The organism is Streptomyces sp. SID4985 (assembly GCF_009863025.1).
In the GTDB taxonomy this organism is placed as follows: Bacteria; Actinomycetota; Actinomycetes; order Streptomycetales; family Streptomycetaceae; genus Streptomyces.
The window spans coordinates 17,276-35,776 of the sequence record NZ_WWIR01000441.1; the positions used below are offsets into that span (position 1 = coordinate 17,276).

At 71.0% G+C, this 18,501-nt stretch carries 14 protein-coding genes; 9 read left to right on the forward strand and 5 right to left on the reverse strand.

The features are described 5' to 3' along the window. The first annotated feature begins 16 nt into the window (after positions 1-16). From uvrB to aroQ, 5 genes are all read left to right on the forward strand, one after another. Positions 17-2,182: an excinuclease ABC subunit UvrB gene (uvrB, locus tag GTW40_RS19190; protein ID WP_161181426.1), complete on the forward strand. Its 2,166-nt coding sequence runs from the start codon at positions 17-19 to the stop codon at positions 2,180-2,182. Positions 2,183-2,339: 157 nt separating this feature from the next. After that, positions 2,340-2,918 (forward strand): TerD family protein, encoded by a 579-nt coding sequence (locus GTW40_RS19195; RefSeq protein WP_161181427.1) that lies wholly within the window; start codon positions 2,340-2,342, stop codon positions 2,916-2,918. 251 nt (positions 2,919-3,169) lie between these two features. Continuing rightward, a complete protein-coding gene (locus GTW40_RS19200) occupies positions 3,170-4,174 on the forward strand; it encodes a TerC family protein (protein ID WP_161181428.1) in 1,005 nt (334 codons plus the stop codon). A 76-nt stretch (positions 4,175-4,250) separates the two neighbouring features. Beyond that, positions 4,251-5,351, forward strand: a complete 1,101-nt coding sequence (locus GTW40_RS19205; protein WP_161181429.1) for an ionic transporter y4hA — start codon at positions 4,251-4,253, stop codon at positions 5,349-5,351. A gap of 87 nt (positions 5,352-5,438) precedes the next feature. Then, complete coding sequence (gene aroQ / locus GTW40_RS19210) at positions 5,439-5,912, forward strand: type II 3-dehydroquinate dehydratase (protein WP_018545733.1); 474 nt, start codon at positions 5,439-5,441, stop codon at positions 5,910-5,912. Positions 5,913-5,933: 21 nt separating this feature from the next. Here aroQ and GTW40_RS19215 read toward each other — a convergent pair whose 3' ends face one another. Together GTW40_RS19215 and GTW40_RS19220 are read right to left on the reverse strand one after the other, a co-directional pair. Continuing rightward, positions 5,934-6,590 carry an MBL fold metallo-hydrolase gene (locus tag GTW40_RS19215; RefSeq protein ID WP_161181430.1) on the reverse strand — a complete coding sequence of 219 codons (657 nt, stop codon included), beginning with the start codon at positions 6,588-6,590 and terminating at the stop codon, positions 5,934-5,936. A gap of 60 nt (positions 6,591-6,650) precedes the next feature. After that, positions 6,651-7,340 (reverse strand): maleylpyruvate isomerase family mycothiol-dependent enzyme, encoded by a 690-nt coding sequence (locus tag GTW40_RS19220; RefSeq protein ID WP_161181431.1) that lies wholly within the window; start codon positions 7,338-7,340, stop codon positions 6,651-6,653. A gap of 223 nt (positions 7,341-7,563) precedes the next feature. Between GTW40_RS19220 and uvrA the strand changes: the two genes are divergently transcribed. Next, positions 7,564-10,638 carry an excinuclease ABC subunit UvrA gene (gene uvrA, locus GTW40_RS19225; protein WP_161181432.1) on the forward strand — a complete coding sequence of 1,025 codons (3,075 nt, stop codon included), beginning with the start codon at positions 7,564-7,566 and terminating at the stop codon, positions 10,636-10,638. A gap of 107 nt (positions 10,639-10,745) precedes the next feature. Here the strand turns inward: uvrA and GTW40_RS19230 are convergent, their stop codons facing one another. Then, a complete protein-coding gene (locus tag GTW40_RS19230; protein ID WP_161181433.1) occupies positions 10,746-11,657 on the reverse strand; it encodes a carbohydrate kinase in 912 nt (303 codons plus the stop codon). Further along, a complete protein-coding gene (locus GTW40_RS19235; protein WP_161181434.1) occupies positions 11,654-12,871 on the reverse strand; it encodes a LacI family DNA-binding transcriptional regulator in 1,218 nt (405 codons plus the stop codon). The genes GTW40_RS19230 and GTW40_RS19235 overlap by 4 nt, the downstream gene beginning before the upstream one ends. A gap of 321 nt (positions 12,872-13,192) precedes the next feature. Between GTW40_RS19235 and GTW40_RS19240 the strand changes: the two genes are divergently transcribed. After that, a complete protein-coding gene (locus GTW40_RS19240) occupies positions 13,193-13,615 on the forward strand; it encodes a Rieske (2Fe-2S) protein (protein ID WP_161181439.1) in 423 nt (140 codons plus the stop codon). A 49-nt stretch (positions 13,616-13,664) separates the two neighbouring features. Here the strand turns inward: GTW40_RS19240 and GTW40_RS19245 are convergent, their stop codons facing one another. Continuing rightward, positions 13,665-14,663, reverse strand: a complete 999-nt coding sequence (locus tag GTW40_RS19245) for a hypothetical protein (RefSeq protein WP_161181435.1) — start codon at positions 14,661-14,663, stop codon at positions 13,665-13,667. 386 nt (positions 14,664-15,049) lie between these two features. On the opposite strand from GTW40_RS19245, the gene uvrC reads away from it, so the two are divergent. Next, positions 15,050-17,425, forward strand: a complete 2,376-nt coding sequence (gene uvrC, locus GTW40_RS19250) for an excinuclease ABC subunit UvrC (RefSeq protein ID WP_161181436.1) — start codon at positions 15,050-15,052, stop codon at positions 17,423-17,425. Continuing rightward, the gene (gene rapZ / locus GTW40_RS19255) at positions 17,422-18,420 is read left to right on the forward strand and encodes an RNase adapter RapZ (protein ID WP_161181437.1); all 999 of its coding nucleotides are present in this window, start codon (positions 17,422-17,424) and stop codon (positions 18,418-18,420) included. Before uvrC ends, rapZ begins: the two co-directional genes overlap by 4 nt. The last annotated feature ends 81 nt before the right edge of the window (positions 18,421-18,501 follow it).

An 18,501-nucleotide genomic window follows, 5' to 3' on the forward strand; every position in this document is an offset into this window, starting at 1 on the left:
TCGTACGGTGGATGACATGCGGCCCGTTTCCCAGATCGAACGCACGGTGGCGCCCTTCGAGGTCGTCAGCCCCTACCAGCCCAGCGGCGACCAGCCGGCGGCCATCGCCGACCTGGCCAAGCGCATCGAGGCCGGGGAGAAGGACGTCGTCCTGCTCGGCGCGACCGGCACCGGCAAGTCCGCCACCACGGCGTGGATGATCGAGAAGCTCCAGCGCCCCACCCTCGTGATGGCGCCGAACAAGACACTGGCCGCCCAGCTGGCCAACGAGTTCCGCGAGCTCCTGCCGAACAACGCGGTCGAATACTTCGTCTCGTACTACGACTACTACCAGCCCGAGGCGTACGTCCCGCAGTCGGACACCTACATCGAGAAGGACTCCTCGATCAACGAGGAGGTCGAGCGCCTGCGCCACTCGGCGACGAACTCCCTGCTCACCCGGCGTGACGTGATCGTGGTCGCCTCGGTGTCCTGCATCTACGGCCTCGGCACCCCGCAGGAGTACGTGGACCGCATGGTCCCGCTGCGCGTGGGCGACGAGATCGACCGCGACGAGCTGCTGCGCCGCTTCGTCGACATCCAGTACACGCGCAACGACATGGCCTTCACCCGCGGCACCTTCCGCGTGCGCGGCGACACCATCGAGATCTTCCCGGTCTACGAGGAACTGGCCGTCCGGATCGAGATGTTCGGTGACGAGATCGAGGCGCTGTCCACGCTCCACCCCGTCACCGGCGAGATCATCACCGACGACCAGCAGCTCTACGTCTTCCCGGCCTCGCACTACATCGCCGGTCCGGAGCGCCTGGAGCGGGCGGTCAACGACATCGAGAAGGAGCTCGTCGAGCGTCTCTCGGAGCTGGAGAAGCAGGGCAAGCTCCTGGAGGCCCAGCGGCTGCGGATGCGCACCACCTACGACATCGAGATGCTCCGCCAGATCGGCAGCTGCTCCGGCGTCGAGAACTACTCGATGCACTTCGACGGCCGGCTCCCCGGCTCCGCGCCCAACACCCTGCTGGACTACTTCCCGGACGACTTCCTGCTCGTCATCGACGAGTCCCACGTCACGGTCCCGCAGATCGGCGCCATGTACGAGGGCGACGCCTCCCGTAAGCGCACCCTGGTCGACCACGGCTTCCGGCTGCCCTCCGCGCTGGACAACCGCCCGCTGAAGTGGGAGGAGTTCCAGAAGCGCGTCGGCCAGACCGTCTATCTGTCCGCGACCCCGGGCGCCTACGAACTCTCCCGCGGCGACGGTGTCGTGGAGCAGATCATCCGCCCGACCGGACTGATCGACCCCGAGGTGGTGGTCAAGCCCACCGAGGGCCAGATCGACGACCTGGTGCACGAGATCCGCGAGCGCACCGCGAAGGACGAGCGCGTCCTGGTCACCACCCTCACCAAGAAGATGGCCGAGGACCTCACCGACTACTTCCTGGAACTCGGTATCCAGGTGCGCTACCTGCACAGCGACGTGGACACCCTGCGCCGCGTGGAGCTGCTGCGCGAGCTGCGCGCCGGTGAGTTCGACGTCCTGGTCGGCATCAACCTCCTGCGCGAGGGCCTGGACCTGCCCGAGGTGTCCCTCGTGGCCATCCTCGACGCCGACAAGGAGGGCTTCCTGCGCTCGGGGACCTCACTGATCCAGACCATCGGCCGCGCGGCGCGCAACGTCTCCGGCCAGGTCCACATGTACGCCGACAAGATCACCCCGGCGATGGCGAAGGCCATCGACGAGACCAACCGGCGCCGCGAGAAGCAGGTCGCCTACAACAAGGCCAACGGCATCGATCCGCAGCCGCTGCGCAAGAAGATCAACGACATCGTCGCGCAGATCGCCCGCGAAGACGTGGACACCGAGCAGCTGCTCGGCTCGGGCTACCGCAAGCAGAAGGACGGCAAGCCGGCCAAGGCGCCCGTGCCGTCGCTCGGCGGCAAGGCGGCGAAGAACGCCAAGGACGCCGACACCAAGGCGGCGAAGTCCACGAAGTCCGCGCGGGGCAAGGGCGCCGCGCCGACCGACCGTCCGGCGGCCGAGCTGGCGGAGCAGATCGAGGAGATGACCGAGCGGATGCGCGCCGCGGCCGCAGAGCTGAAGTTCGAGATCGCCGCCCGGCTGCGCGACGAGGTCTCCGAGATGAAGAAGGAGCTGCGCCAGATGCGGGAGGCGGGCCTCGCCTGACCCTCCGGACACGGTCCGGCCCCCGCCCGTGTGCGATGTGTTGCAACACCGACACAAAGCGCGGGGCGGGGGTCGGCACGTCCGGTGCCCCTGCGTAGGGTTCCTGACAACCGCGTGACACGCGGCAACAGGGGAAACGCCGAGAGGGGATTCAGCCGTGTCCGTCAACTTGTCCAAGGGCCAGGCCATCAGTCTGGAGAAGCAGGACGGGGCCAGCCTGACCGCGGTCCGCATGGGCCTCGGCTGGCAGGCGGCCAAGCGGCGCGGCCTGTTCGGCTCGCGCACCCGCGAGATCGACCTGGACGCCTCGGCGGTCCTCTTCTCCGAGAAGCAGCCGGTCGACGTCGTCTTCTTCCGCCACCTCGTGAGCGACGACGGCTCGGTCCGGCACACCGGGGACAACCTGGTCGGCGGCGTCGGCCACGGCGGGGACGACGAGGCCGTCCTCGTGGACCTCCAGCGCGTCCCGGCCCACATCGACCAGATCGTGTTCACGGTGAACTCGTTCTCGGGCCAGACCTTCCAGGAGGTGGAGAACGCCTTCTGCCGTCTGGTCGACGAGACCAATGGCCAGGAGCTGGCCCGCTACACACTGGCGGGCGGCGGCGAGTACACCGCCCAGATCATGGCCAAGGTCCACCGCGCGGGCCAGGGCTGGAAGCTGACGGCGCTCGGCGAGCCGGCCCGGGGCCGCACCTTCCAGGACCTGATGCCGACGATCCTGCCGCACCTGTAGAGGGAGGGATGATCAAGCGCTGGCAAAGGGGTCCTGACCTGCTCACTTGATCTTTATTTTACCTTTCTCTTTACTGTTCCTTGGCTATTGGGGTACTGTCGTCCGTACGGAGGGGAGTACTCCTCATCGCGGCGCACCCGTCAATACGGACCCGAATGGTCCCGGGGCGTCGGCCCGCACAGCGGGTGGAAGAGACCTCCGGCAGCAGCGACAAGCTGATGTGTTTGCCGTTACCCCATGCCGGAGGTGCAGTGGAAGTCTCCGTGACCCTTTGGGTCCTCACCATCGCGGGCCTCGCCGCGCTGATCGCCGTCGATTTCTTCATCGGCCGCAAGCCGCACGAGGTCTCCATCAAGGAAGCGGGCATCTGGACGGCCGTCTGGATCGCCCTGGCCGGACTCTTCGGCCTCGGTCTGTTCGTCTTCGGCGGCGGCCGCCCGGCCGGAGAGTTCTTCGCCGGCTTCATCACCGAGAAGTCGCTGAGCGTCGACAACCTCTTCGTCTTCGTCCTGATCATGGCGAAGTTCGCCGTCCCCACGCGGTACCAGCAGCGCGTGCTGCTCGTCGGCGTGCTCATAGCCCTGGTCCTGCGGGCGGTCTTCATCGCCGCCGGAGCCGCGATCATCGCCAGCTTCTCCTGGGTGTTCTTCATCTTCGGCGCCTTCCTGATCTGGACCGCCTGGAAGCTCGTCCAGGACGCCCGGTCCGGTCAGGACGACGAGGAGTACGAAGAGAACAAGCTGCTGAAGGCGGCGGAGCGCAGGTTCGGCGTGGCCGACCGCTACCACGGCACCAAGCTGTGGATCCAGCAGAACGGCAAGCGGGTCATGACCCCGATGCTGGTCGTGATGCTGGCCATCGGCACCACCGACGTGCTCTTCGCGCTGGACTCGATCCCCGCGATCTTCGGCCTGACCCAGGACCCGTACATCGTCTTCACCGCCAACGCCTTCGCCCTGATGGGTCTGCGGCAGCTGTACTTCCTCATAGGCGGCCTGCTGAGCAAGCTGGTGCACCTGTCCTACGGCCTGTCGATCATCCTGGGCTTCATCGGTGTCAAGCTGGTGCTGCACGCCCTGCACGAGTCCGGGGTGCACGTCCCGGAGATCAGCATTCCGGTCTCCCTCGGCGTGATCTGCGGCGTCCTGATCGTCACCACGGTCACCAGCCTGCTCGCGACCCGCAAGCAGGCGGCTCTGGAGGCGGCCGAGGGCAAGGGCGGCAAGGACCAGGCGAAGGCCGACGTGGACGCCTGACGCCCGCGGCGGCACCCGGAGTGATGCCCGGCAGAGACGGAATGCGAAGCGTGTCCGTCTCTGCCACCATCGCTGCATGATCACTCGGCTCGGGTCGCTCGCCGCACGGTGGACGCTCCTCGTGCCGGTGCTCGCGATCGTCCTGCTGGCCCTGACCTGGGGGCGCGAGCTGCCCGTGGGGTTCGTCGCGCTGGTCACCCTGGTGCTCGCCGGGGCCGTCCTCGCGGCCGTGCACCACGCGGAGGTCGTCGCGCACCGGGTCGGCGAACCCTTCGGCTCCCTGGTGCTGGCCGTCGCCGTGACGATCATCGAAGTGGCGCTGATCGTCACCCTCATGATCGACGGAGGAGAGAAGGGCGCCACCCTGGCCCGGGACACCGTCTTCGCCGCCGTGATGATCACCTGCAACGGCATCCTCGGCCTCTGCCTCCTGGTCGCCTCGCTGCACCACGGCACGGCGGTGTTCAACCCCGAGGGCACCGGAGCGGCCCTCGCGACGGTGGCGACCCTGGCCACGCTCAGCCTCGTCCTGCCGACGTTCACCACCAGCAAGCCCGGCCCCGAGTTCTCCAGCGTGCAACTGTCGTTCGCCGCGCTGTCCTCGCTCGTCCTCTACGGCCTGTTCGTGGCCACCCAGACCGTGCGGCACCGCGACTACTTCCTCCCGGTCACCCGGGAGGGCGAGATCATCGCCGCCGACCGACACGCCGAGCCCCCGACCGCCCGCCGCGCCTGGATCAGCCTCGGTCTGCTCGGCCTCGCACTGGTGGGAGTGGTCGGCCTGGCCAAGGGGGTGTCGCCCACCATCGAGTCCGCGGTGGAGCGGGCGGGGCTGCACCATGCGGTCGTCGGCGTGATCATCGCCCTGCTCGTGCTGCTGCCCGAGACGATCGCCGCCCTGCGCGCCGCCCGCCGTGACCGCGTCCAGACCAGCCTCAACCTCGCGCTCGGCTCCGCCATGGCCAGCATCGGCCTGACCATCCCCGCCGTCGCCCTGGCCTCCTTCTGGCTGCCCGGCCCGCTCGTGCTGGGCCTCGGCTCCACGCACATGCTGCTGCTCGCGCTGACCGTGATCGTCGGCACCCTGACGGTCGTACCCGGCCGCGCCACCCCGCTCCAGGGCGGCGTCCACCTGGTCGTGTTCGCGGCCTACCTGGAGCTGGCGGTCAATCCATAGCCGTCCGGCACCGCCCGAAGCCGCCGTGATAGACCGGTCCGACGAGCGGTCGTGGACGTACCGCACCCCTTACGGACCGGAGGAACCGTGCCCCGCACCCTGGCCAGCGCCCCGATCATGATTCTCAACGGGCCCAATCTGAACCTCCTCGGCCAGCGGCAGCCCGAGATCTACGGCAAGGACACGCTCGCCGACGTGGAGGCGATGTGCGTCGCGGCGGCGGCGCGGTACGGCGGCACCGTGGACTTCCGGCAGTCCAACCATGAGGGCGAACTGGTGGACTGGATCCACGAGGCACGGCTCGGCCACGCCGGGATCGTCATCAACCCCGGGGCCTACTCCCACACCTCGGTCGCGATCCTGGACGCGCTCAACACCTGCGACGGGATGCCCGTCGTCGAGGTGCACATCTCCAACATCCACCAGCGCGAGTCGTTCCGGCACCACTCGTACGTCTCGCTGCGCGCCGACGGCGTGATCGCGGGCTGCGGAGTGCAGGGTTACGTCTTCGCGGTCGAGCGGGTCGCCACGCTGGCCGGGGCGGCGCGGGCGGACGCGTAGCGGGCGCGCCCGGGCGCCGTCTCACCAGCCGCGCGCGTGCCACTCCGGCAGGTGCGGGCGCTCGGCGCCCAGGGTGGTGTCGTCGCCGTGGCCGGGGTAGACCCAGGTCTCGTCGGGCAGCACGTCGAAGATCTTCGTCTCCACGTCGTGGATGAGGCTCGCGAACGCCTCGGGGTCCTGGTGCGTGTTGCCGACGCCGCCCGGGAAGAGGCAGTCGCCGGTGAAGACGTGCGGGTGGCCGTGCGGGTCGTCGTAGACCAGGGCGATGGAGCCCGGGGTGTGGCCGACGAGGTGGCGGGCGGTGAGTTCCACCTGTCCCACGCGGATGACGTCGCCGTCGTCCACCAGGACGTCCGTGGTGACCGGGATGCCGGGGGCGTCCTCGCGGCCTGCGTAGGTGCGCGCGCCCGTGGCGGCGGTGACGTCGGCGAGGGCCTGCCAGTGGTCGCCGTGCTGATGCGTGGTGACGACGGACGCGATGCCGTCGTCACCGATCGTGCCGAGGAGCGAGGGCGCGTCGTTGGCCGCGTCGATCAGCAGCTGCTCGTCGGTGGCCCGGCAGCGCAGCAGATAGGCGTTGTTGTTCATCGGGCCGACCGCGATCTTCGTGATCATCAGGTCTTTGAGCTCGTGCACGTCGGCCGGTCCGCCGACCTTGACCTCGCCGCTGTACGTCATGGTGATCAGCCTATAGCGGGGGAGCGTGCGGTGGTCCGCCGAGGGGCGGGAGCCGGGGCCTCAGAGCGGGGGCAGTTCGGGCAGCGCCCCGCCCCGGACCGTCAGCGCGGAGCCGTCGCGGCGGCCGGCGAGCCAGCCGAGCAGCTCGGCGGCCGGTCCCTCTACCGTGACCGGACCGCCCGGGGCGCCGCCGCCGGTCGTCCGGGTCCGTCCCGTGTCGGAGACCAGAACCGTCGACGGGACGTCCGAGTGCCCCGCGAACCGCTCCGTGAGGAAGTCGGTCTCCCGCTCGGTGAACTCCGCCGGGAGGTCCTCCAGCTCGTAGCCGGTCCCGAGGTCCACATGGTGCAGCTCGACCTCGGCCCACCGCCGGAACGGCACCCGGGCCGCGATGTCGGTGACGCCGTTGCGCAGCTCCACGACGCGATTGCGGTCCTCCGGGGCCCCGGCCGTGCGCCGGAACCGGTCGGCGCTCTCGCGCAGGTCGTCGAGCTGGGCGGCGGGCGGGCGCGGGGCGTCACGGTCGATGTCGGCGTCGCGGGTCGCGGCGTCGGTGTACATGGGGCGGCCCTCCAGGACGTTCACGAGGGCGTCGGCGTTGCGGGAGAGATGGGCGAGGACGTGTCCGCGACTCCAGCCCGGAAGCCGTGACGGCTCGGCCAGTGACGCGTTGTCCAGTCCGGCGGCATCGCTCAGGAGCCGTTCCGTCGCCGCGTGTACACATGCCAGGTCATGAGCATCGTCGATCATGCGCCGAACCCTAGCCCCGCCACTCCTTCGGGTGAAGGTGGCGAACCTGGCCCGGTAATCGAAAGCGCGTGCTATATCGTCGTGAGTGGCGCCGGGCATGTTCAAGGCCCCGAGGTTGTTATGCAACCGGGAATCCGACCGGCGTTGTCAGTGGCTCCCCCTAGCCTGGAAGAGCACGGGGGCCCCGCCCCTGTCACTTCTCTCAAGAAAGGTGCGGACCGGCGTGGCCGACCGTCTCATCGTCCGTGGCGCGCGCGAGCACAACCTGAAGAATGTCTCGCTCGACCTGCCGCGTGACGCACTCATCGTCTTCACGGGCCTGTCCGGGTCGGGCAAGTCCTCCCTGGCCTTCGACACGATCTTCGCCGAGGGCCAGCGCCGCTACGTGGAGTCGCTCTCCTCGTACGCCCGGCAGTTCCTCGGCCAGATGGACAAGCCGGACGTCGACTTCATCGAGGGCCTCTCCCCGGCCGTCTCCATCGACCAGAAGTCGACCTCCCGCAACCCTCGCTCCACGGTCGGCACCATCACCGAGGTCTACGACTACCTGCGCCTGCTCTTCGCGCGCGTGGGCAAGCCGCACTGCCCCGAATGCGGCCGTCCGATCGCGCGCCAGTCGCCGCAGGCCATCGTGGACAAGGTCCTGGAGCTGCCCGAGGGCAGCCGCTTCCAGGTCCTCTCCCCGCTGGTGCGCGAGCGCAAGGGCGAGTTCGTGGACCTCTTCGCCGAGCTCCAGACCAAGGGCTACTCCCGCGCGCGGGTGGACGGCGAGACCATCCAGCTCTCCGAGCCGCCGACCCTGAAGAAGCAGGAGAAGCACACCATCGAGGTGGTCGTCGACCGCCTCACGGTGAAGGACTCCGCCAAGCGCCGTCTCACCGACTCCGTGGAGACCGCCCTCGGGCTGTCCGGCGGCATGGTCGTGCTCGACTTCGTGGACCTCCCCGAGGACGACCCCGAGCGCGAGCGCATGTACTCGGAGCATCTGTACTGCGCGTACGACGACCTCTCCTTCGAGGAGCTGGAGCCCCGCTCCTTCTCCTTCAACTCGCCGTTCGGCGCCTGCCCCGAGTGCACCGGCATCGGCACCCGCATGGAGGTCGACCCGGAGCTGATCGTCCCGGACGAGGAGAAGTCCCTCGACGAGGGCGCGATCCACCCCTGGTCGCACGGCCACACCAAGGACTACTTCGGCCGCCTGGTCGGCGCCCTCGCGGAGGCGCTCGGCTTCCGCACCGACATCCCGTTCGCCGGACTGCCGCAGCGCGCCAAGAAGGCCCTGCTGTACGGCCACAAGACCCAGATCGAGGTGCGCTACCGCAACCGGTACGGCCGCGAGCGGCGCTACACCACGCCCTTCGAGGGCGCCGTGCCCTTCGTGAAGCGGCGGCACAGCGAGGCCGAGAGCGACTCCAGCCGTGAGCGCTTCGAGGGCTACATGCGCGAGGTGCCCTGCCCCTCCTGCGAGGGCACGCGACTGAAGCCGATCGTCCTCGCGGTCACGATCATGGGGAAGTCGATCGCCGAGGTCTCCGGCATGTCGATCAGCGACTGCGCGGACTTCCTGGGCGAGCTGAAGCTGAACGCCCGCGACAAGAAGATCGCGGAGCGGGTGCTGAAGGAGGTCAACGAGCGGCTGCGGTTCCTGGTCGACGTCGGCCTGGACTACCTCTCGCTCAACCGCGCGGCGGGCACCCTCTCCGGCGGCGAGGCCCAGCGCATCCGCCTGGCCACGCAGATCGGCTCCGGTCTGGTCGGCGTGCTCTACGTCCTGGACGAGCCGTCCATCGGCCTGCACCAGCGGGACAATCACCGGCTGATCGAGACCCTGGTCCGGCTGCGCGACATGGGTAACACGCTCATCGTGGTCGAGCACGACGAGGACACCATCAAGGTCGCCGACTGGATCGTGGACATCGGCCCCGGCGCCGGTGAGCACGGCGGCAAGGTCGTGCACAGCGGTGACCTCAAGGAGCTGCTCGCCAACACCGAGTCGCAGACCGGGCAGTACCTCTCGGGCCGCAAGGCCATCCCGCTCCCGGACATCCGCCGCCCGATCGACCCGGGCCGGCAGCTCGTCGTGCGCGGCGCCCGCGAGAACAACCTGCGGGACATCGACGTGGCCTTCCCGCTGGGCGTGTTCACGGCCGTCACGGGCGTGTCCGGCTCGGGCAAGTCCACGCTGGTCAACGACATCCTCTACACCCACCTGGCCCGTGAGCTGAACGGCGCGCGCAACGTCCCCGGACGGCACACGCGCGTGGACGGCGACGACCTGGTGGACAAGGTCGTGCACGTCGACCAGTCGCCCATCGGCCGCACCCCCCGATCCAACCCGGCGACGTACACCGGCGTCTTCGACCACGTCCGCAGACTCTTCGCGGAGACCACCGAGGCGAAGGTCCGGGGCTACCTGCCCGGCCGCTTCTCCTTCAACGTCAAGGGCGGCCGCTGCGAGAACTGCGCGGGCGACGGCACGATCAAGATCGAGATGAACTTCCTCCCGGACGTGTACGTCCCGTGCGAGGTCTGCCACGGCGCCCGGTACAACCGGGAGACCCTGGAGGTCCACTACAAGGGCAAGTCCATCGCCGACGTGCTGAACATGCCGATCGAGGAGGCGACGGAGTTCTTCGAGGCCGTCCCCGCGATCTCCCGGCATCTGCGCACCCTGAAGGACGTCGGCCTCGGCTACGTCCGGCTGGGACAGTCCGCCACCACCCTGTCCGGCGGTGAGGCACAGCGCGTCAAGCTCGCCAGCGAGCTCCAGAAGCGCTCCACCGGCCGCACGGTCTACGTTCTGGACGAGCCGACCACCGGTCTGCACTTCGAGGACATCAGCAAGCTCCTGAAGGTGCTCTCCGGCCTGGTGGACAAGGGCAACTCGGTCATCGTCATCGAGCACAACCTCGATGTGATCAAGACCGCCGACTGGCTCATCGACATGGGTCCGGAGGGCGGCGCCGGAGGCGGCATCGTGGTCGCCGAGGGCACGCCCGAGGAGGTCGCGGCGGTTCCGGCCAGCCACACCGGCAAGTTCCTGCGCGAGGTTCTGGGCGCCGACCGGGTCAGCGACGCGGAGCCGGTCAAGAAGCGCGCCACGACGGCACGCAAGACGGCCAAGACGGTGGCCGCGAAGAAGACCACGACCGCCAGGACGGCGACCGCCAAGGTCGACAGCACCGCCACCAAGAAGGCCGCCGCGGCCAAGAAGACCACGGCTGCGACGAAGAAGGCGGCGGCTGCGAAGAAGACGACGGTGGCTGCGAAGAAGACGACGCGGGCCCGCAAGGCCTGACGTCTGTCGGCTGACGATTCGTCAGAAAGTGGTGCCTCCGGGGAACTTTCCCGGGGGCACCACTCGCTCCACCGTCAGACATCCGGGCCGCACGGCCCGGGACCGGGTCACCAGCCACCCAGCTCCGCCGCGTACGGCGGCTCCGCCCCCGCCCGGGAGCAGGTGAGCGCCGCGGCGCGGGCGGCGAAGCGCAGCAGCCGGTGCCAGCCGTCGGCGCCGAGCCCGGCCAGCGCCCGCGCGGACAGCGCGTCCTGGGCCGAAAGACCGTGCAGCAGGGCCGCGTTCACGGTGTCACCGGCACCGATGGTGTCCACGACGTCGACCTTCTCACCGGGCACGGAGTACTCCGCGCCGTCCCGAGTGAAGACGGTGAGGCCGTCGCCGCCCCGGGTGAGCACGACGGCCGACGGACCGGCGGCCAGCCACCCGGCCGGGCTGCCGCCGAGCCACGCCGCGTCCTCCTCGGACAGCTTCAGCAGCGTCACCGAGGGCAGCCAGGCGCGGAAGCGGGCCCGGTAGGCGTCCGCGTCCGGGATCAGCCCCGCGCGGATGTTGGGGTCGAGCGCGGTGAACAGCCCCTGGCCGGCGGCGGTCCGCATCAGCTCCGAGTACGCGCTCGCCCCGGGCTCCAGGACGAGCGAGCAGGTGCCGAAGGACACCGCGCGGGTACCGGCGGGGAGTTCGGGCGGGGCGGTGAACAGGCGGTCGGCGGTGCCCTGCACGTAGAAGGAGTAGGCGGCCGAGCCGTCGGAGTCGATCGTGGCCACCGCCAGAGTGGTGGGCTCCGGACCGCGTTGCACCCCGGACACGTCCACGCCCGCCTGCCGCAGCCCGTCGAGCAGGGCCTCCCCGAAGGCGTCGTGCGAGGTGCGGGAAGCGAAGGCGGTGGGGGAGCCCAGGCGGCCGAGGGCCACGGCCGTGTTGTACGGGCCGCCGCCGAGCGCGGGCTTGAGGCCGGCCAGGGCGCCGGGGCCCTGCGGTACCAGGTCGATCAGTGCCTCACCGGCGACGACGATCACGTGGTGGTTCCCTTCTCGGACTGCGCGGATGCTTCCGTGTTCACCCCGGCGGGGCGCGCGTCGTTCTCCCCGGCCGGGTGCGTGCCGTTGCCCTCGGCCCCGCCGCGCACCTCCTCCGGGCATCCGCAGGAGGTGCGGTGGACGAAGGCGCAGGGCAGCCGGACGGTCCTGGTCGGCCGGTCCGGCGCGGCCAGGCGGTCGAGCAGCACCTGTACGGCCCGGGCGCCCATCTCGCGGCTGGGCTGCGCGACGGCGGTGAGCCGGGGCGAGAAGAGGTCGGCCCAGGCGAAGTCGTCGAAGGAGCACAGGGCGATGTCGCCCGGCACGCTCAGCCCCCGCTCGCGCAGGGCGCGCAGGGTGCCGATGGTCATCGCGTTGTTGGCGGTGACGAGGGCCGTGGGCGCGGCGGGCCGGGAGAGCAGGTCGGCCGTCGCGCGCTCGGCGGCGGCCGACTCGGAACTGCCGGACACGACCAGGTCCGCGTCGTAGGGGAGCCCGGCGGCGGCCAGGCCCCGGCGGTAGCCGGTGATCCGCTCGCTGGTGGTGCTCAGGCCGGGCAGCCCGGCGATCAGACCGATGCGGCGGTGGCCGAGACCGGCGAGATGGGTGACCAGTCCGGCCATCGGCTCGCTGTTCTCCGCGCAGACCTGATCGAAACCGCCCGCATGTGACGTGAGTTGACCCTCGCGGCCGGGTCCGGCGGGTCTCTCGGCCACCTCGCCGTCGCCCTCGCCGCTGCCGCTGTCACTGTCATCGTCGTCGTCCCGCGTGATCACACGGTCCAGGAACACCGTCGGCACGGCCTGGCGGCGGAGGTAGGCCACCAGCTCGTCCGGCCGGGCCGAGGGGGCGACGATCATGCCGTCCACCCGGCGCTCGTGCAGCAGTTGTACGACCTTCAGCTCGTGCTCGGGGTCGTCGTGCGGGTCGGCGATGAGAAGGCTGTAGCCCTCCGCGAGGGCGGCGGCCTCGACGCCCTGGAGGATCTCGGTGAAGTACGGATTGCTGATCGCGGACACCGCGAGCCCTATGGACCGGGTGCGGGAGGTCACCAGGGAGCGCGCGAGGGTGTTCGGGGTGTAGCCGAGGGCGTCCACCGCGTCCAGGACGGCCTGACGGGTGTGGGGCAGGACCGGGCGCGTGTCGTTGAGCACGTGGGACACGGTCGCCACGGAGACTCCGGCGCGCCGGGCGACGTCGGCCATGGTGGGCATCGCGGTTCCCTCCCCGGGGTGTCCGCCGGGGGCACGGGTGAGCCCTCCTGGCTGAGGACGGACCGTCGGTGGTCCGTACCCGTGGCGAACACCCGGCGCGACCGGCCGAGAGCTCTCCGGGCGGGAAGGTATCCCATCCACCACCCAGCCGTAAACGCTTGCGCAAGCGCTTGCGAGCGGGAGATGCGGCTGCCCGTCCGGACTCGCCGGTGCTCCCCGCTCCGGAGCCGTCCCGGCGTCGCCCCGGTGGCCCCGCCCCGGGTCGGTCCGCTCTGCCCGGGTATCGTCGGGCCGCACACCGTCTGACCTGTGGAGAGCCTGATGCCGGCCCAGCCGTCCGCGAGCCGTCGTACCGTCCTTCGAGGGGCCGCCGTGGCCCCGGTCGCCGGGCTCGGCCTGGCCGCCTGCGCGGCGCCGGGCGGTTCTCCCGCGCCGACCCCGACCGCCCCCGTCGACCTCGGCGCGGAGAGCGAGCTGGCCAAGGGCGGGGCCAAGCTCTACCGGGACCACAACGTGGTCGTCAGCAGGGGTGCCGACGGCGCCCTGAAGGCGTACAGCACGATCTGCACGCACGCGGGCTGCGCGATCAACAAGCTCCAGGGCACGACCCTGACCTGCCCCTGCCACGGCAGCGAGTTCGACGCCGCGACCGGCAAGGTGCTCGCGGCCCCGGCCACCGTGCCGCTGAACGAACTGCCGGTGAAGGTCTCGGCGGGCCGGATCGTCGCGGGCCCCGAAGCCTGACCCCCGCCCCGGTCGGCGGGACCGGACCCGGCCGAGCCTGCGCCGCTCCTTAAGCCTGCGCCGCTCCCTCCGCCGGACCTGCCGTCGGCCCCTCCCACTCCCAGGCGATCCCCACCATCCCCGGCCGGACCCGGGGCTCGACCACGTGGACGCTGCGGTACGGGTGGGTCACCGGCAGCTCGACGCGGCCGCCGCGCGGAGCTGCCGGGGAGACCTGGCTGAAGCGGTGGCAGCGCACCGGCAGCGTGGGGCTGTCGAAACGGACCTGGAGCGCGTACTGGCCGCCCAGCGCGCCGAACCGGTGCACGTACTCGTGCGAGACCCCGCCCGTGCCGTCGGCCACGCCGTACCGGAACAGGAAGGTGTCGCCCCGGCGCAGCGGAGTGCCAAAGAGCAGCTCCGCGGCCAGGACCCCCGTGTCCCGGTCGAACAGGACACGCCCGGTGCGGCAGTTCTCCAGGGCGCGGACGGCCATGCCCCGCGGGTCGCAGCCGGGGTCGCCCTGGTGGACGGCGACGAAGCGGTCCACGCCGTCGCGGTGGGCGCGCACGATGTGCTCGGACTCGCGGGCCGCCAGCTCGCGCCGGGTGCCGATCCGGACGCGTTCATGGTGGCCGAGGACGTGCAGGCCGCCGTCGGAGGCCCAGCCCAGCTCGGCCTGGAGGCGGCGCAGCACCCCGGAGGTCTCCAGCAGGGAGCGGTACGAGCGGGTCGCCGGGCGCCCGTGCACGGAGCGGTCACCGGACTCGGCGAGCAGCCGGATCAGGGACTCCTCCGGCAGCCGCAGGATCTCCTCCAGTGCGCGTACGGCCCGCAGCGACTCGGGGCGCTGCGGTCGGCGCGCCCCCTGCTGCCAGTAACTCAGGCTGGTCAGGCCCACCTTGACCCCGTGGCGGGTCAGATGGTGCTGCACACGCTGGAGCGGCAGCCCGCGCGCGGCGATCGCGGCGCGCAGCGCCACGTGGAAGGGGCCGCCGCGCAGGACCGTGTCCAGCTCGGGCACGTCCGGGGGAGCGGCGGCGTCCGTGTGCTCTGTGACATGCCACATGCACAGAAGCCTTTCTGTGAGGTGTCACCTCGGCTGGTCAGACCGAGGCGCGGGGTTCTGCTGCCACCCCGTGGGGCACCGGGGCGCGAGCGCAGGCGGGCACGCTGTGCGCGTGCGCCGTGCGGGCGCCGCCCCGAGTTCCCCCGCATTGAAGCGTGTTGACTTGGACCCGACAACACCTCGGACAGTGCGGTGGCCCACACGCCACCCCCGTACGACGCCCCGCGCGGGGCCCGTGACAGCCCCCGGGAGCGCCCTCCCGCAACGCTCCCGTCACCCCGCCGTCACCCCGTGCCCACCCGCCGGCCGGGCCGGTGCGCCGTACGGGTGCCGGCGTTGTCCACAGGCCCGACGCGGTGTCGGTCCTCGCCAGTAGGGTGTGAGACATGGCCGACCCCTCCAGCTACCGCCCCAGGCCGGGAGACATCCCGGACTCCCCGGGGGTGTACCGATTCCGCGACGAGCACCGCCGGGTGATCTACGTCGGAAAGGCCAAAAGCCTGCGCCAGCGCCTGGCCAACTACTTCCAGGATCTGGCGAACCTGCACCCCCGCACCCGGTCGATGGTCACCACCGCCGCGTCCGTGGAGTGGACCGTGGTGTCCACGGAGGTCGAGGCGCTTCAGCTGGAGTACTCCTGGATCAAGGAGTACGACCCCCGGTTCAACGTCAAGTACCGCGACGACAAGAGCTACCCGTACCTCGCGGTGACCATGAACGAGGAGTTCCCGCGCGTCCAGGTGATGCGCGGTCACAAGAAGAAGGGCGTGCGGTACTTCGGGCCGTACGCGCACGCGTGGGCCATCCGCGACACCGTCGACCTGCTGCTGCGCGTCTTCCCGGTGCGCACCTGCTCCGCCGGGGTCTTCAAGAACGCCGCCCGCACCGGCCGCCCCTGCCTGCTCGGCTACATCGGCAAGTGCTCCGCGCCGTGCGTCGACCGGATCTCCCCCGAGGACCACAAGGAGCTGGCCGAGGAGTTCTGCGACTTCATGGCGGGCCGCACCGGCACCTATCTGCGCCGCCTGGAGAAGCAGATGGCCGAGGCGGCCGACGAGATGGAGTACGAGCGGGCGGCCCGCCTGCGCGACGACATCGTCGCCCTGAAGAAGGCCATGGAGAAGAACGCGGTCGTGCTCGCCGACGCGACCGACGCCGATCTCATCGCCGTCGCCGAGGACGAGCTGGAGGCCGCCGTCCAGATCTTCCACGTGCGCGGCGGCCGGGTGCGCGGACAGCGCGGCTGGGTCACCGACAAGGTCGAGGAGATCACCACCGGCGCCCTCGTCGAGCACGCCCTCCAGCAGCTCTACGGCGAGGAGAGCGGGGACTCGGTGCCCAAGGAGGTGCTGGTCCCGGCGTTGCCCGACCCGGTGGAGCCGGTCCAGGAGTGGCTGACCGGCAGGCGCGGGTCGAACGTGTCGCTGCGCATCCCGCAGCGCGGCGACAAGAAGGCGCTCATGGAGACCGTGGAGCGCAACGCCCAGCAGGCCCTCGCCCTGCACAAGACCAGGCGCGCCTCCGACCTGACCACGCGCTCGCGCGCCCTGGAGGAGATCGCCGACGCCCTCGGCCTGGACAGCGCCCCGCTGCGCATCGAGTGCTACGACATCTCGCACCTCCAGGGCGACGACGTGGTCGCCTCCATGGTCGTCTTCGAGGACGGCCTCCAGCGCAAGAACGAGTACCGCCGCTTCCAGATCAAGGGCTTCGCGGGCCAGGACGACGTCCGCTCCATGCACGAGGTGATCACCCGCCGCTTCCGGCGCTACCTCGCCGAGAAGGAGCGGTCCGGGGAGTGGACGGCGGGGGAGGACACCCCGGCGGACGGCGGGGTCTCGCTCACGGACAGCGCACCTGCCGGCAACGGCCCGTCCGGCGCCGACGACACCCTCACCGGCAGCCCGGCTTCCGCCGACGGCGCCTCGCCCACTGACGGCGCGCCCCTCACCGGCAGCCCGGCTCCCGTGGACGGCGCCCCGCACACCGACAGCGCGCCCCTCACCGACGGCACCCCGCGCCCCCTCCCCACCGGTGCCGACGGCGCCCCGCTGCCCGCTCCCGCCCAGGACAGCGCTCCCCTCCCTGGCCCTGCCCAGGCCGCTGCCCCCCTCCCCCTCCCCGGCCCCGGTCAGGACGGCGATCTCTTCGCCGACCCGCTCAAGGACGACGACGGCCGCCCCCGGAAGTTCGCCTATCCGCCGCAGCTCGTCGTGGTCGACGGCGGGCAGCCGCAGGTCGCGGCGGCCCGGCGGGCGCTGGACGAGCTGGGGATCGACGACATCGCCGTGTGCGGCCTCGCCAAGCGCCTGGAGGAGGTCTGGGTGCCCGGCGAGGACGACCCGGTGGTGCTGCCCCGCAGCAGCGAGGGCCTCTACCTGCTCCAGCGCGTGCGCGACGAGGCCCACCGCTTCGCCATCACCTACCAGCGGACCAAGCGGGCCAAGCGCCTGCGCTCCGGCCCGCTGGACGACGTACCCGGCCTCGGCGACACCCGCAAGCAGGCCCTCCTCAAGCACTTCGGCTCGGTCAAGCGGCTGCGCGCCGCCACGATCGAGCAGATCCAGGAAGTACCCGGCATAGGCCGGAAGACGGCCGAGACCATCGCCGCGGCACTCGCGCGCGCCGTCCCGGCCGGGCCCGCCGTGAACACGGCGACCGGAGAGATCATCGATGACGAGGAACCCGGCACGACGGCGGGTTCCCCCGGAGAGCCCGTGAGCGCGGGTCTCCCGGACGACCGACGGGGGCAGGAGAGATGACCGAGCACGACACGGGACCCACGCGGAGCGAACGCGCGCAGGGGAAGGCGGGCGAGGCACGGCCACGGGAAGCGGCCGACGAGAACGGAGCACAGGTGAGTACGGACGGTACGGCGAACGGGGCCCAGGAAGCGGCCATCCCGGAGCTGGTGATCATCTCCGGGATGTCCGGAGCGGGCCGGTCCACCGCGGCCAAGTGCCTGGAGGACCTCGGCTGGTTCGTCGTGGACAACCTCCCGCCCGCGCTGATCCCGACCATGGTGGAGCTGGGCGCCCGCTCCCAGGGCAACGTGGCCCGGATCGCGGTCGTCGTCGACGTGCGCGGCCGCCGCTTCTTCGACAACCTCCGCGAGTCCCTCGCCGACCTCGACGGCCGGGGCGTCACCCGGCGGATCGTCTTCCTGGAGTCCTCCGACGAGGCCCTGGTGCGCCGCTTCGAGTCGGTCCGCCGCCCGCACCCCCTTCAGGGCGACGGCCGGATCGTCGACGGCATCGCGGCCGAGCGCGAGCTGCTGCGCGAGCTGCGCGGCGACGCCGACCTGGTGATAGACACCTCCAGCCTCAACGTGCACGAACTGCGCGCCAAGATGGACGCCCAGTTCGCCGGTGAGGAGGAGCCGGAGCTGCGGGCCACGGTGATGTCCTTCGGCTTCAAGTACGGGCTGCCGGTCGACGCCGACCTCGTCGCCGACATGCGCTTCCTGCCCAACCCGCACTGGGTGCCGGAGCTGCGCCCCTTCACGGGGGTCAACGAGGAGGTCGCCTCCTACGTCTTCAACCAGCCCGGCGCCAAGGAGTTCCTCGACCGCTACGCCGAGCTGCTGCGCCTGATCGCGGCCGGGTATCGGCGCGAGGGCAAGCGGTATGTGACCATCGCCATCGGCTGTACCGGCGGAAAGCACCGCTCGGTAGCGATGTCGGAGAAGCTCGCCGCGCGTCTGGCGGCAGAGGGCGTGGAGACGGTGGTCGTACACCGGGACATGGGACGGGAATGACAGGACGTACACGGCGGCTCGCCGGCCTGCGCCGGGTGGTGCCGGAGGGGCGCGCCGGGCGCGCCATGGCGGAGGCCCGCG

Coding starts and splice junctions, on each gene's coding strand:
- GTW40_RS19240 (WP_161181439.1), top strand. CDS start 13,193: ATGCCGGCCCAGCCGTCCGCGAGCCGTCGTACCGTCCTTCGAGGGGCC.
- uvrC (WP_161181436.1), top strand. CDS start 15,050: ATGGCCGACCCCTCCAGCTACCGCCCCAGGCCGGGAGACATCCCGGAC.
- GTW40_RS19220 (WP_161181431.1), bottom strand. CDS start 7,340: ATGATCGACGATGCTCATGACCTGGCATGTGTACACGCGGCGACGGAA.
- GTW40_RS19205 (WP_161181429.1), top strand. CDS start 4,251: ATGATCACTCGGCTCGGGTCGCTCGCCGCACGGTGGACGCTCCTCGTG.
- uvrB (WP_161181426.1), top strand. CDS start 17: ATGCGGCCCGTTTCCCAGATCGAACGCACGGTGGCGCCCTTCGAGGTC.
- GTW40_RS19235 (WP_161181434.1), bottom strand. CDS start 12,871: ATGCCCACCATGGCCGACGTCGCCCGGCGCGCCGGAGTCTCCGTGGCG.
- rapZ (WP_161181437.1), top strand. CDS start 17,422: ATGACCGAGCACGACACGGGACCCACGCGGAGCGAACGCGCGCAGGGG.
- GTW40_RS19245 (WP_161181435.1), bottom strand. CDS start 14,663: ATGTGGCATGTCACAGAGCACACGGACGCCGCCGCTCCCCCGGACGTG.
- GTW40_RS19215 (WP_161181430.1), bottom strand. CDS start 6,590: ATGACGTACAGCGGCGAGGTCAAGGTCGGCGGACCGGCCGACGTGCAC.